Origin of the sequence: Shimazuella kribbensis DSM 45090, from assembly GCF_000428065.1 — a bacterium.
Classification (GTDB): Bacteria; Bacillota; Bacilli; order Thermoactinomycetales; family Thermoactinomycetaceae; genus Shimazuella; species Shimazuella kribbensis.
The window spans coordinates 278,123-291,666 of the sequence record NZ_ATZF01000002.1 but is presented as its reverse complement, the minus strand read 5'-3'; the positions used below and the strand labels follow the sequence as shown (position 1 = coordinate 291,666).

11 protein-coding genes, 1 pseudogene and 1 riboswitch are annotated in these 13,544 nt (G+C 39.7%); of the genes and pseudogenes, 9 read left to right on the top strand and 3 right to left on the bottom strand.

The genetic code is table 11. The annotated features are described in order from the left end of the window. The first annotated feature begins 8 nt into the window (after positions 1 to 8). From A3GQ_RS0104860 to A3GQ_RS26090, 9 genes and pseudogenes are all read left to right on the top strand, one after another. On the top strand, positions 9 to 1,094 hold the full coding sequence (locus A3GQ_RS0104860) for an S-methyl thiohydantoin desulfurase family protein (protein ID WP_028776099.1): 1,086 nt from the start codon (positions 9 to 11) through the stop codon (positions 1,092 to 1,094). A gap of 3 nt (positions 1,095 to 1,097) precedes the next feature. Beyond that, positions 1,098 to 2,654 carry a hydantoinase/oxoprolinase family protein gene (locus tag A3GQ_RS0104855; RefSeq protein WP_028776098.1) on the top strand — a complete coding sequence of 519 codons (1,557 nt, stop codon included), beginning with the start codon at positions 1,098 to 1,100 and terminating at the stop codon, positions 2,652 to 2,654. Positions 2,655 to 2,707: 53 nt separating this feature from the next. Further along, positions 2,708 to 2,923 (top strand): hypothetical protein, encoded by a 216-nt coding sequence (locus A3GQ_RS0104850; protein WP_028776097.1) that lies wholly within the window; start codon positions 2,708 to 2,710, stop codon positions 2,921 to 2,923. An 859-nt stretch (positions 2,924 to 3,782) separates the two neighbouring features. Further along, positions 3,783 to 3,934, top strand: a riboswitch (cyclic di-AMP (ydaO/yuaA leader). 267 nt (positions 3,935 to 4,201) lie between these two features. Beyond that, the gene (gene kdpF / locus A3GQ_RS28460) at positions 4,202 to 4,282 is read left to right on the top strand and encodes a K(+)-transporting ATPase subunit F (RefSeq protein ID WP_083964099.1); all 81 of its coding nucleotides are present in this window, start codon (positions 4,202 to 4,204) and stop codon (positions 4,280 to 4,282) included. 30 nt (positions 4,283 to 4,312) lie between these two features. Continuing rightward, a complete protein-coding gene (gene kdpA, locus A3GQ_RS0104830; protein WP_028776096.1) occupies positions 4,313 to 5,998 on the top strand; it encodes a potassium-transporting ATPase subunit KdpA in 1,686 nt (561 codons plus the stop codon). 19 nt (positions 5,999 to 6,017) lie between these two features. After that, the gene (gene kdpB, locus A3GQ_RS0104825; RefSeq protein WP_028776095.1) at positions 6,018 to 8,054 is read left to right on the top strand and encodes a potassium-transporting ATPase subunit KdpB; all 2,037 of its coding nucleotides are present in this window, start codon (positions 6,018 to 6,020) and stop codon (positions 8,052 to 8,054) included. 16 nt (positions 8,055 to 8,070) lie between these two features. Beyond that, entirely contained in the window at positions 8,071 to 8,640 is a 570-nt protein-coding gene (kdpC, locus tag A3GQ_RS0104820) for a potassium-transporting ATPase subunit KdpC (protein WP_028776094.1), read from the top strand. A 14-nt stretch (positions 8,641 to 8,654) separates the two neighbouring features. Then, entirely contained in the window at positions 8,655 to 9,800 is a 1,146-nt protein-coding gene (gene kdpDN, locus A3GQ_RS0104815; protein WP_028776093.1) for a KdpD-like non-kinase potassium sensor, read from the top strand. A gap of 98 nt (positions 9,801 to 9,898) precedes the next feature. Continuing rightward, a pseudogene (locus A3GQ_RS26090) lies at positions 9,899 to 10,143 on the top strand (GTP cyclohydrolase II); the annotation flags it as partial. Between the two features lie 357 nt (positions 10,144 to 10,500). Here A3GQ_RS26090 and A3GQ_RS0104805 read toward each other — a convergent pair. Genes A3GQ_RS0104805 through aepY form a run of 3 tightly spaced genes read right to left on the bottom strand, consistent with a single transcriptional unit; the run spans position 10,501 to position 13,543 of the window. Further along, positions 10,501 to 11,256, bottom strand: coding sequence for a YheC/YheD family protein (locus A3GQ_RS0104805; RefSeq protein WP_245596735.1), 756 nt, complete (start codon positions 11,254 to 11,256; stop codon positions 10,501 to 10,503). Then, positions 11,253 to 12,383 (bottom strand): 2-aminoethylphosphonate aminotransferase, encoded by a 1,131-nt coding sequence (locus A3GQ_RS0104800; RefSeq protein ID WP_028776091.1) that lies wholly within the window; start codon positions 12,381 to 12,383, stop codon positions 11,253 to 11,255. Before A3GQ_RS0104800 ends, A3GQ_RS0104805 begins: the two co-directional genes overlap by 4 nt. Then, complete coding sequence (aepY, locus tag A3GQ_RS0104795) at positions 12,371 to 13,543, bottom strand: phosphonopyruvate decarboxylase (RefSeq protein WP_028776090.1); 1,173 nt, start codon at positions 13,541 to 13,543, stop codon at positions 12,371 to 12,373. The genes A3GQ_RS0104800 and aepY overlap by 13 nt, the downstream gene beginning before the upstream one ends. Between the last annotated feature and the right edge of the window lies 1 nt (position 13,544).

The following is a 13,544-nucleotide window of genomic DNA, read 5'->3' as shown; positions in this document are numbered from 1 at the left end:
TCTGGGAAATGAGATACATTGATGAAGTTGCAATTGAAAAAATCGCTTTGGGTGCAGCCGTTTTAGGAACAGGCGGTGGTGGAGATCCCTATATTGGAAAATTGATGGCAAAAGAAGCCATTCGCAAATATGGGCCTGTCAGGTTAATTACAATAGATGAATTAGAGGATGATCAATTGGTGGTTCCAGTTTCAGGGATGGGCGCTCCTACTGTGACAATTGAAAAAATACCTTCTGAACATGAAATGACAGCTGCACTCGAAGCGTTAGAAAAAGTAATAGGTAGAAAAGTGGATGTGGTAATGCCCATTGAAATAGGAGGAATCAACTCTTTGTTCCCGATCATTGCCGCAGCCAAAAAAGGATTGACGATGTTAGACGCAGATGCCATGGGCCGCGCTTTCCCAGAAGCACAGATGGTGACTTTTCATTTGGACGGTTATCAGCCATCGCCTGTTACAATGGCTGATGAAAAAGGGAACACGGTTGTCCTGTATCCGCGAGATGGTGTGTGGGCAGAAAGATTGGCACGAGTTCTCACGATTGAAATGGGAGGAAGTTCATCCGTATGTGATTATAGTATGTTAGGAAAACAGATAAAGACGTCGGTAATTCCAGACACACTTACTTTAGCTGAGAGGATTGGTGATTATCTGTTGGATCCTCAGTTAAAAGAACAAGCAAGAATTAATAAAATGTTGGAGGAATTAAGGGGATATCGGTTATTTGAAGGCAAAATTGTCGATATCGAACGGGGGCTTAACAGCGGTTTTACGAGAGGAATAGCTAAGTTTGAGGGGATTCGAGAGGATTATGGAAAAACCTTTACCATCTATTTTCAAAATGAGCATCTCGTAGCGAAGGAAGAAGAGAAGTTATTGTGCACCACTCCCGATCTAATCACCGTACTAGATACAGAAACAGGGTATCCGATTACAACAGAACGAATGAAGTATGGTGCCCGAGTAGCGGTAGTTGCTTTTCCTTGTCATGAAAAATGGAGAACGCCAAAAGGAATTGAGACGGCCGGTCCGCGCTATTTTGGCTATCATTTTGACTACATTCCAGTGGAAGAATTACAGAAGGAGAGATAAACGATGTATCGGTTGGGAATAGATGTTGGAGGTACGAATACGGATGCCGCTTTACTAGACAACCATTTACAAGTGGTTCATACGGTTAAAGTCCCGACGACAAAAGATGTGGAAAGCGGAATTTTTAATGCGATTAGCAAAGTAGTCAAGGAAAACAAGATTGCAACCAGCAGCATTACCTTTGCGATGCTTGGAACTACCCATTGTACCAATGCGGTTGTCGAACGGAAGCGACTCAATAAAGTGGGTGTAATACGAATTGGTTTGCCTGCAACCACGTCTATTCCCTCATTCACGGACTGGCCACACGATCTGCGAGAAGAAATTGAGGTGGCTTCTACCATTATTTCAGGTGGGTATGAATTTGACGGACGTCTGATTAGTGAGCTGAAGAAAGAAGAAGTGCTGAAGTTTTGCAGAGAAGTAAAAGGAACGGCTGAATGCATCGCCATAACAGGTGTTTTTGCCCCGGTCAATAAAGAACAAGAACTAGTCGTTGCAGAGTGGGTGAGAGAGGAACTTGGAGATATTCCGATCTCATTATCTCATGAAATTGGCAGTATCGGTTTTTTGGAACGTGAAAATGCGACAATTATAAATGCGGCATTAAGGAAGACAGGTAAAATGATTGTGGATGGATTCGCTGAGGCTTTAAAGGAACTAGATATAAAAGCGGAAATGTACTTTAGTCAAAACGATGGAACTCTAATGAATGAGTCTTACGCCCTTCGTTATCCTATTTTAACGATGGGTTGTGGTCCTACCAACTCTATCCGAGGCTCGGCTCATTTATCAGGATTACAAGATGCGATTGTACTAGATGTTGGTGGAACGACAAGTGATATTGGTGTTTTATCCAATGGATTTCCCAGACAGTCGTCTTTATCCGTTAACATTGGCGGTGTGAACACAAATTTTCGAATGCCAGATATTTTATCCATTGGCTTAGGCGGCGGTACTCATATTCGTGAGACAAAGGATGATTTCACAATTGGACCAGATAGCGTCGGTTATAAAATCACACAAAAAGCGATCCTTTTCGGAGGTGATGAACTAACGGCCTCCGACATCGTAACACGTTTAGGACATGCATTTGAAGATTATAAGGAACAAGTGGAACATCTGCCAGCGAGCTTCTGTAAGCAAGTGTTTTCTAAAATGACCGAAATGCTGGAAGACGCGATCGATCAGATGAAAACAAGCTCGAAAGAAACCCCGCTAATATTATCAGGTGGCGGTAGCATTATTGTTCCTCATATGTTAAAAGGGATTTCGAATGTTATTCGACCTGATCATTATGGTGCAGCCAATGCAATAGGTGCAGCATTAGGTCAAGTGAGCGGAGAAATAGAAAGAAGTTATAGTTTGGATCAGATGAGTCGAGAAGAAGCAATCGAGGATGCCAGAAAACTGGCTACCGAAGAAGCAATCAGAGCGGGGGCTGATAAAAGCACCATTTCGATCGTCTCTGTAGAGGATATTCCACTCGCTTATTTGCCAGGTAATGCATTGTTTATCCGGATTAAGGCGGTTGGCGATCTCATCAGTATCTCCACCTGAATTAGGACTGCATCTTAGCAACAGAGTTCATCCGTTTTATCAAGGATCTAACATTGGATGAGAGAGCCGGGAAGTTCGTTTCTTTTACCAGTATATACTTGCACGGGCAGCATTTTGGCGAAGCATTTGGTATTGCTGGCATTCACGAAGAAATGGGACCGCTCATGCTCAATACGGGTGTCATTCGTTACGATGCGGAAGGAGATATCACTTTTGGCATCAATATATATTCTAATCGATTGGCTCGATTGATAGCGATCAGAACATAAAGACATTCAGCTTTCATTGCTGGATGTCTTTTTATAAGCAAGTCAAGGTGGTGAAAGAAGGTGGCGAGACTTGAGAAATTAACACCAGAAGTACAACAGAAGATAGTGGATTCTCTTCGAATGAGCAACTATATCGAGACAGCATCTGCTTATGCAGGAATCATTTTTGGTAGATAAGCTACAAAGATTCTCTCATACCCTAAAAACGTGTCATCAAGACCTTTCTCAAGAGCACTATAATAAAAAAAGAATCAGTTCGATGAGAACAGTTCTTAATCTATTCTAAAAAACTATAACTGGCCATGATCACAATTATTACCACATTGACAAGCTACTACTGTTGGGTCACATCTTTGGTCACACACTTTTGATAACACGAGTAAACAAGAGTAAAAAGCAATATAAATTACTCTTTACTCTGCACACATAATTCACTTAAAAGATACACAGATGAACTCAGTGATCAAACTGGATTAGTTATGGAAGTATAATCGACACTCACTAAACGAGAGCGAATTTTCCTTGATATATAAGGACTTTTGGCTTTTTATTTTTGTTTATAGCCTCATTTGATCCACATTAGATTTACGCGCTATTAAGATCCTCTATAACCCTGTTTTTTTGACTCTAATGTTTTCATGGATTTAATCCCTTCTCTCCTCTATGTTTCTATCTATCCGATATAGTTACATCAAAAATATAAAAAATTCAAAAACGAAAGAGCGAGCGAGAGAACTCCCATTTAAAGCGCTTACATCAAATGAGGCCATTCTTTTTTGCCTGTTTTTCGTCTTAAACGGATGTTTACATACTTATATCTCAGGAGTATGATTACTTCAATTTCATAAAAACAATCTTTTCCCTATATGCGCTGAATCCTTAGGGAACGGGGGAACCACTAAGTATTACTTGGGGTGAATCTCTTTTATCATTACTAAAACTTTAAAAGAGTAGGGTGACTTTCTGCATCCGAATCCGTCAGCTAACCTCGTAAGCGTCCAGAAAGGAGGGTTATTAGTTGTGCCTAAAAACCAACAGGATAGCCACCTGTTGGTTTTTTGTGTTCAAAAAATGCTTTTTCTTTAAATTTTGATTGATTTTAGGTTAATTTGAAAAATCTAGTAGTGACAGATTTTATCCAATGGAGAGAAGAATACTTCCAATTAGGAGGGTGAACATGTTAGATATCACGATGATTTTATTATTGGCTGTAGTTTTTGTTTTATTGGTTGGATTTACACGCTGGTGTAGCAAGATCGAAGATGGAGGAGAATCATCATGATTTGGTTTATTGGTGTGATCACTGTGCTTGTATTTGTATATCTTGTCTATGTCCTACTTTATCCTGAAAAATTTTAAGTGAAACGAGAATGATGGAGGTCTTGGAAAATGGGTAACGCTGTACTTCAGTTTCTCATCGTAATCCTTTTACTCATAATAATCGCTATTCCATTAAGCAAATACCTTTATCTAGCTTTTGCAAAAGAAAAAACAAAGCTGGATAGGTTCTTTTTTCCATTTGAAAAGATCATATATCGAATAGCTGGGATCAAAAATGTAGAAGAAACGAATTGGAAAAAATATGTACTATCTTTGATCGCATCGAATATAGCTTTGATCGGAATTTCCTATTTGATTTTAAGATTTCAACAGTTTTTACCGCTCAACCCGGCCAAGATTGGCAATATGGAACAAACTCTTACTTTTAATACAGTCATTAGTTTTATGACCAATACGAACTTACAAGATTATAGCGGAGAGACTGGGCTTTCTATTTTATCGCAGATGATTTTTGTCACGATGATGATGTTTACGTCTGCGGCAACGGGATTGGCTGTTGGGATTACGATTATGCGAGCGTTATCCACCAAAGGGAAGTTAATTGGGAATTTCTATCAAGACTATGTTCGAGCGAATGTGCGTGTGCTATTGCCACTATCGGTTATTGTTACCCTACTTCTAGTGGGTCTTGGGGTACCACAAACCTTAGATGCTGGAACAACGGTTACAACATTAGCAGGCAAAGTACAAAACATTGCTTTAGGTCCAGTGGCTTCGCTGGAAGCAATCAAACACATTGGAACAAATGGCGGCGGTTTCTTTGGAGTAAATTCCGCACATCCATTTGAAAATCCCAATGTACTAACAAACATCATTGAAATTTTATCCATGTGGAGTATAACAGCTGCTCTCCCTCTCACCTATGGTCGTATGGTGAAAAGCAAAAAACAAGGTTGGATTATTTTCGGGACGATGTTTGCTGTGCTTATCGTCATGCTAGGTATCGTTTATCAATCGGAACAAACAGGAAATGCAGCATTAAACAAACTAGGATTTTCTCATGAACAAGGAAGTATGGAAGGGAAAGAAGCACGATTTGGGATTGCCCAAAGTAGTCTGTTTACTGCTGTAACTACTGCTGCAACGACAGGTACGGTAAATAGCATGCATGATACCTTAACTCCAATTGGAGGGTTAGTTCCCCTTACGTTGATGATGTTCAACAATATCTTTGGCGGGGATGGGGTTGGGTTTGTCAACATGTTGATGTATGCCATTCTTGCTGTTTTCTTAGCAGGACTGATGGTAGGGAGAACACCAGAATTTTTAGGAAGGAAAATCGAACCAAAAGAGATGAAGCTCATCGTTATTGCGCTTCTGATTCATCCCTTGTTGATCTTGGGTCCATCCGCAATCGCCTTTTTGACCCATCTTGGTACGGATGCTATTAGTAATCCTGGATTTCATGGGATCACACAAGTGATTTATCAATATGCGTCATCGGCAGCGAATAATGGCTCTGGATTTGAAGGGTTAGGAGACAATACCCCCTTTTGGAATATCTCCGCTGGGATTGTAATGTTACTTGGTCGATATTTATCTATCATCGCGATGTTGGCAGTCGCTAGTTCGTTGATGAAAAAGCAACCTGTTCCAGAAACGATTGGTACTTTTCGCACGGACAATGTGACTTTTGGCGTGATTCTAATCGGAACAGTGTTGATTGTCGGAGCACTGACCTTTTTCCCAGTACTTGTATTAGGACCAATTGCAGAGTTCTTGACAATCCGATAGACAGGGAGAGATACAAACAATGGCAGCTCAAACGAGAAAACAATCGCTGTTTCAAGTCTCTATTATCAGACAAGCGATAGTGGACAGTGTAAAGAAATTAAATCCACTGATCATGATGCGAAATCCCGTGATGTTTGTGGTAGAAATCGGTACTGTTATTACCCTCCTCATGATTTTGATGCCAAAATATTTTGGTGTGCAAGATCAACTTAGTTACACCATTGCTGTGTTTATTATTTTGTTATTTACTATCTTATTTGCTAACTTTGCTGAAGCACTTGCAGAAGGGCGTGGAAAAGCCCAAGCAGACTCCTTAAAAAAGACCAAGGCAGATACCATTGCCAAACGATTGAATAGCAAAGGAGAAATCGAACAAGTTTCCTCTACTGATTTACGCAAAGGAGATGTAGTTTTAGTAGAAACAGGGGACTTAATCCCTGGAGATGGGGAGATTATCGAAGGACTGGCTTCTATCGATGAATCAGCTATTACAGGTGAATCTGCACCCGTAATCAAAGAAGCGGGAGGCGATTTTAGTTCGGTAACAGGTGGAACTAAAGTAGTGAGTGACTCCATCCAAGTAAAAATCACTGCTGATCCAGGTGAATCCTTCTTAGATAAAATGATTTCTTTGGTCGAAGGCGCATCCAGGCAAAAAACACCTAATGAACTAGCGTTAAACACTTTGCTGATTACCCTGACGTTAATTTTCTTGATGGTGGTTGTAACACTCTTACCGATTGCAGGGTATGTGGGTGTGAAACTGCAGATCGCAACACTGATTGCTTTATTGGTTTGTTTGATCCCAACGACCATTGGAGGTTTGCTATCTGCCATTGGGATCGCTGGAATGGATCGTGTTACACGATTTAATGTATTGGCCATGTCGGGGAAAGCAGTCGAAGCAGCAGGTGATATTAACACCATGATTTTAGATAAAACCGGTACGATCACCTTTGGGAACCGGATGGCGGCTCAGTTTATTCCTGTTGGGGAAGCGACAGAAGGAGAAGCACAGGAAGGTGCTGTGCTTGCTTCTTTGAAAGATGAAACACCAGAAGGGCGTTCTGTGTTGGAACTTGCAAAGGAACAGGGTTTGGTAGTTGATCCAGCTCGATATGAGCAAGCAGCGTTTATTCCTTTTGCAGCTGAGACAAGAATCAGCGGTATGGATGGGAATGGGAATTCATATCGAAAAGGCGCGGTGGATGCGGTTCAAAAGCTTGTACAAGAGCAAGGTGGACAAGTTCCAGATGATTTAAAAGCGAAAAGCGACGAGATTGCAGGGAAAGGTGGTACCCCACTTGCAGTTTCCATTGGGAACAAAATTGTAGGACTCATTTATTTGAAAGATACGGTAAAACCTGGGATGCAGGAGCGATTTGCAGAACTGAGGAAAATGGGAATCAAGACCATTATGTGTACAGGGGATAATCCCCTAACCGCAGCTACGATTGCCAAAGAAGCTGGGGTAGATGATTTTATTGCAGAAAGTAAACCAGAAGACAAAATTCGGGTAATCCGAGAAGAACAAGCGCAAGGAAAACTAGTAGCAATGACAGGCGATGGTACAAATGACGCACCTGCACTTGCCCAAGCAGATGTGGGGTTGGCTATGAATAGTGGAACCATCGCTGCGAAAGAAGCTGCCAATATGGTTGATCTTGATTCTGATCCAACCAAAATTATCGAAGTCGTATCGATTGGGAAACAATTGTTGATGACTCGTGGAGCATTGACGACATTTAGTATTGCGAATGACATTGCGAAATATTTTGCGATTCTACCAGCGATGTTTATGATCACCATCCCGCAAATGAGTGCCTTAAACTTTATGCATCTTGCATCACCAACCAGTGCTATTTTATCGGCATTGATCTTTAATGCGATCATTATTCCTATCTTGATTCCGCTCGCCATGAAAGGGATCGCATACAAACCAATGCCTGCCGTCCAGCTATTACGTCGTAATTTACTTATCTATGGCTTGGGTGGTGTCATCGCCCCATTTGTTGGTATTAAGTTGATTGACTTGTTGATCGGGTTATTTGTCTAGAGGAGGAATAGGTGAGATGAAAGCAATTCGTTTAGCAATCGTGATGGTCGTTTTGTTTGGACTTGGATATCCACTTGCAATGACAGGGGTTTCGCAAGTTCTATTCCCTAAGCAAGCAAATGGGAGTATTGTGTACAATGACAAAGGAAAAGCGGTTGGTTCCGAGTTAATTGGACAGTCTTTTACTAATTCAAAGTATTTTCATGGGCGTATATCTTCTATTCACTATGATGCAGCATCTTCTGGTACACCAAACTATGCCCCATCCAATCAAGAGATGATCAAGCGAACCGAGCAAGCAGCAAAAGAATGGCTAGCAAAAAATCCAGAGAAATCGATAGGTGATATCCCATTGGATCTCATCACAAATTCAGGCTCTGGGCTTGATCCCGATATCAGCCCTGCTGCTGCTCGTTTCCAAATTCCTGCTGTGTCAAAGGCAACGGGAGTATCTGTACAGAAATTGGAGCAATTAGTGAAGAAACATACAGAAGGTAGAGTACTTGGTATTTTTGGTGATCCTCATGTCAATGTTTTGGCATTAAACATGGATTTACAAAAATGGATGCTATCTAAGGGGAAATAAAGGGATTGGTAAACATGAGCAGTTTACAAAGTGGAAGCCATTATAAGCGATTAAGTCCAGAAGAGATCTTAGCAAAAATCGAAAAAATGCAAAGAGGCCGCCTGAAGATGTACATTGGGGCGGCCTCTGGTGTTGGGAAAACCTTTCATATGCTTCGAGATGCTCATGATTTAAAGGAGAAAGGGATCGATGTCGTAGTTGGATTAATCGAGACACATAGTCGTGAAACAACTGCGGCAGAAATCAAAGACTTAGAAATTATCCCAAAGAAAACAATCCATTATAAAGGCAAAGAACTACAAGAGCTAGATGTTGAGGGTATTCTAAAACGAAATCCGGAAGTAGTTATCGTGGATGAACTAGCACATACCAATGTCCCTGGTTCTAAAAATAAGAAAAGATATGAAGATATCGGAGAGATACTAGAAGCTGGTATTCATGTGTGGACGGCAGTAAATATCCAACATCTAGAGAGTGTTCGAGATATCGTGGAACGTATTACAGGGATTCAAGTAAACGAACGAGTTCCGGATGCCATGTTACGAGAAGCAGATGAAGTAGAAGTCATTGATGTGAGCCCTGAGACCCTTCGCGACCGAATTCAAGAAGGAAAAGTATATAGTAAAGATAAGATTGAACGAGCCTTAAATCATTTTTTTCGTCGAGGAAATTTGGTTGCCTTACAAGAGTTATCATTGAGAGAAGTAGCAGATGATATTGATTTGAGGTTAGAAAAAGAACGAACGGAACTAGGGATTGAGCAACCAACGGGAACACATGAGAAAATACTGGTTTGTATTCAATATGGGCCAAATGCGGAGAAATTGATTCGCCGAGGCTGGAGAATTGCGGATCGGTTAAATGCGGAAATATCTATTTTGCATATCTACCCGTCAAAAATGAATGATCAACAGAAAAAAGAATTGGAGAAGATGAGAAAGCTAGCAGAACAGCTTGAGGCCACCTTTATTTTGCAAGAAGCAAAATCCAGAAAGGTAGCGGAACAGATTGTGGAAGTATGTGAACAGTATCAGATTACTCAAATCATCATGGGGATGTCTGCTCGCACAAGGTGGGAAGAGATTTGGAAAGGTTCGATTATTAATGTAATTATGCAACGTTTACAGTATGTAGATGTATTAATTGTATCAGATAGATGATCATTTTTGTAACGAACAATAGATTTGAAAAGAAGTGAGAGTCATGAGCAAACTAGTAGATGGCAAAGGGGTGATACCATGCATCAGGAGCATGAAAAGGGTCATTGTTTTATTTGGCCAACCATGAGGGAAGAGGAATTGGATTGTTTAGTAAAGCGATGGCTTATATCTTGCAGGAAAATGGATATGATACGGTTGAAGCAATGAAAGTCTAGGTTTTGTGGACGATTCAAGAAACTATGAGGATGCAATTTTTGTGCTAAAAACATTAAGATCCAAACCAGTCACACTCATAACAAATAATCCAAGTAGGGAGTTATGCAATAGGATAAGCATATTTGGATTAATTAGGGAAATTCTATCAATGATTGAATAAACTCATAAAAAGCATTCTGCATAAAACTTACAGAATGCTATTTTATGAGTTTATTTTATTTTTAATTGGTTTGAGAATAAGTATCAAATTCTTCCTTCATAGGGTTTTTATAACTCAATTTCTACAACTCCAGATGAGCAAATTTACTAATATTTTGTTCCAAAATCGCTCGATACACATGTCTGTTGTAAAGAACACAAAGGACGTTACAGCCAACTTGACAAATATACCCAAAATGATTCACAGCTTACAGATTCTTTAAGATTTCTTCCCGGCCTTCACCATAAAAAACTTAATTTATGCTCTTTTTCATCCCAATTGTGACTATCTGTAAACTATGATTCGGCGATACATGTTCATGTCCCCAAGTTTACGAAAATGGGATAATGCGGGGAATAAATTTGCTTCAATAATCCATACATGACCATGTTGATCGAACCCTATATCTAATCCATAAATACGATGGTGGGGGAATAATGACTGAAGGCGTTTGGCTGAAAGTAAAGCAACGTGTTTGATTTTGGACAAAAGGGCTTTTGAAGAAAAGTTTCTTAGGGTAGATGCTTGAATCGCGGTTTCCACTGGCAACATCTTCCCCTTACTTCTTGTATTGTTAGTAACGAAGTAGCCCTTGCCTGCGACTTTGGCCGCTCTTCCAGTCACTGCCCATACATTTGAATTCTTTTTGCGCTGCACAATTATCCTCATATCAAAAGGACGATCATTAATCTTTGGGAGAGGAATTCGACGTTGTATGATATATTTACGAGTACCGATTAATTTTTGTATATCACGATAAGCAGTTTCCAGTCCATATACCAATGTCTTGGAAGTCTCGATGTGTATTTGGAAATAGTGATTTTTCCACGGGGTTACTTGAATAACGCCAAACCCGCCTCTGCTATTGATTGGTTTCACAATCACGGAGCCATATTTTTTGATCATATTCTCAAAAGAAATCGGTGTCAGTTTATGTGTCTCTGGCAAGTGAGGCGCTAATTGGTTAGACTTTCTCATGAATGAATATTTAAATAACTTATTAGCTGCTGGCACTTTAACAGATGTGCTTATCTTTTTCATTGGTCATGTCCCTTTCGGGAAAAATATCCAATATTGATAAGATATTTTTCGAGAAGTTCCAAAAAAGCTTCCATATCCTTGTAGTTAATATCTCCGATGTTTGCAATCCGAAATGTTTTTAAGGATTCGATTTTACCAGGATATATTGTAAATCCTTTATGGTAAAAGTAATCATGCATTTGGTTGAAATCGTAACCATAACAATCTGGTTCAAGGACAGCAGTAACGATTTTTGAGTGATGTTTTTTGGGAACAAGATATGCCAGTCTAAGCCTCTCTAATCCTGTGATTAAAGTTTCCCATGACTTTGCATATCTCTCGTACCTTCCCATGATTCCTTCTTTGTTCAATTCGATAATTGCTTGTTTGAGTGCGTAGAGTGTTTGGACTGGTGGTGTAAACCTCATTTGATGGGTTTTTGCAAAATACTTATATTGGGCATACAGATTCAAGTAATAGCTTCTCGGTTTACTTTTTTGTAAACTTTCCAATTTACCTTTTTCAGCGATAACAAAAGCGATACCGGCCATACCTTGGACATTTTTGTTGGAACTTGCCCCTAAGAAGCTAATGTTCATTTCTTTCATTTGGATCGGAATGGCTCCAAACGAACTCATAGCATCAACAATGAAATCCAATTGATATTTCCTGCAAAGTTTTCCGATTTTCTCTATGTCATTTAAAAGACCTGTAGTGGTCTCATTATGAACGACTGCGAGATGTGAAAATTTACAAGAGGAAGTCTGTAAAAGAGTTTCTAGCGCAGTCAAATCAATTTGATTGTTGGGAGGGCTTTTAAATTCAACAAAGTTTAAACCATAAGTTTGGGCAATTTCACACATTCGCTTCCCATATGCACCATTATTGATAATAAGTACACTACCATCATTCACAACAGAACTTAATATAGATTCAACCCCTGCAGTTCCAGAACCGCCAAATAATACAGTTGTGTAATGTTCTGCTTCTGCTGCCAATCTAGTTAATTCAGTGGATACATTGTCCATCAGTTTCCCAAACTCGGCTTCACGAGGGCAAATATCAGGAATTACTTGTGCGTATTTCACACTGTCTGTAGTGGTAGCAGGGCCAGGATTCAAGAGGATATTTTTCTTTACGATTTGCATGTATTCTCCCCCTTAGTAAATAACTGAGGATCATTCTTAATAAAGTTCTGCAACCGTTCTTTTACTTCATATGGTTTGATTTTAGGTCGGCTCAATTGCTTTTTCGAACCTTTTGCAATACGCATGTACAGAAAAGTCAAACCTTTCGTTTTTTTCCACTCGCTGATGGATGCTTTTAATTCCTCAACGTTGTGGATATAAATTGATTTCTTGTAACCACAAGCAGCACTAATATCTACGAAATTAACATTATGTGATACTGTTCTTTGTCCTCCAGTCGAATCATGGGAATGGTTATCGAGGAGAATATGAAGCATGTTGTCTGGATGGTAGTGCCCATTTGTTGCTAAATTCCCCATATGCATGAGCAATGACCCGTCCCCATCGATGATAATAATGTCCCTATTTTTTTGGGAAAGTGCTAAACCTAATCCAAGAGAACTGACACACCCCATAGAGCCCACCATATATAGATGATTACAGGCATCATCGATTTCATACAGTTCCCGACCTGTTTTTCCAGTTGTAGCAATTAGGATGGCTTGGCTGTTTTGTAATGCATGTATAGCAGTTAATACTTCAAGCCTAGTAGGCATTTGATCAGTTCTGGTTTTCATTTTTTTTGTTTGATTTGAGCTAAATGAAAGTACTTGTTCCTTTAAAGGTTCTTCCTCAAAAGTTCCTTTTTTGACAACGAAAAAGAAAGGTTGATTTTTATTGATAAATTGATTAGCTTGTAATAGTTGGTGCTGGGCTTTTTTTATATCATCAGCCAGATACATCCATTTGACTTGCATCAATTCTAATAGTTGTGTTGTGATTTTTCCCATCAACTCATGTTGTGGTTCATCTTGTATGTCTGGTGCACCTCGTAGACTGACAAATCCAAGTAACGGAATCTGAAACGGATAGTTGAGGGATACTAAGGGAGAAACTGCGTTGGCAAGTCCAGAATTTTGCATGAAAACAACCGCTTTTTTCCCTCCCAAATAAGCACCAGATGCTATGGCAATCGCATCCCCTTCGTTTGCAGCTGTAATGTGCTCAAAATTGTTAATGGAATAATTAATTAAATTTTCTAAAAACGAACAAGGAACTCCGCTGTAAAAGTGAAATCCAAGTCTTTTTAGTTCTCTTCCAAATTTTTTTGTATCTAGCATA

Bases quoted from the DNA above. Each gene is read 5' to 3' on its own strand.
- kdpF (WP_083964099.1), top strand. From the start codon at position 4,202: ATGATTTGGTTTATTGGTGTGATCACTGTGCTTGTATTTGTATATCTT.
- A3GQ_RS0104805 (WP_245596735.1), bottom strand. From the start codon at position 11,256: ATGAAAAAGATAAGCACATCTGTTAAAGTGCCAGCAGCTAATAAGTTA.
- kdpA (WP_028776096.1), top strand. From the start codon at position 4,313: ATGGGTAACGCTGTACTTCAGTTTCTCATCGTAATCCTTTTACTCATA.
- A3GQ_RS0104800 (WP_028776091.1), bottom strand. From the start codon at position 12,383: ATGCAAATCGTAAAGAAAAATATCCTCTTGAATCCTGGCCCTGCTACC.
- aepY (WP_028776090.1), bottom strand. From the start codon at position 13,543: ATGCTAGATACAAAAAAATTTGGAAGAGAACTAAAAAGACTTGGATTT.
- kdpB (WP_028776095.1), top strand. From the start codon at position 6,018: ATGGCAGCTCAAACGAGAAAACAATCGCTGTTTCAAGTCTCTATTATC.
- kdpDN (WP_028776093.1), top strand. From the start codon at position 8,655: ATGAGCAGTTTACAAAGTGGAAGCCATTATAAGCGATTAAGTCCAGAA.
- A3GQ_RS0104855 (WP_028776098.1), top strand. From the start codon at position 1,098: ATGTATCGGTTGGGAATAGATGTTGGAGGTACGAATACGGATGCCGCT.
- A3GQ_RS0104860 (WP_028776099.1), top strand. From the start codon at position 9: ATGAGATACATTGATGAAGTTGCAATTGAAAAAATCGCTTTGGGTGCA.
- kdpC (WP_028776094.1), top strand. From the start codon at position 8,071: ATGAAAGCAATTCGTTTAGCAATCGTGATGGTCGTTTTGTTTGGACTT.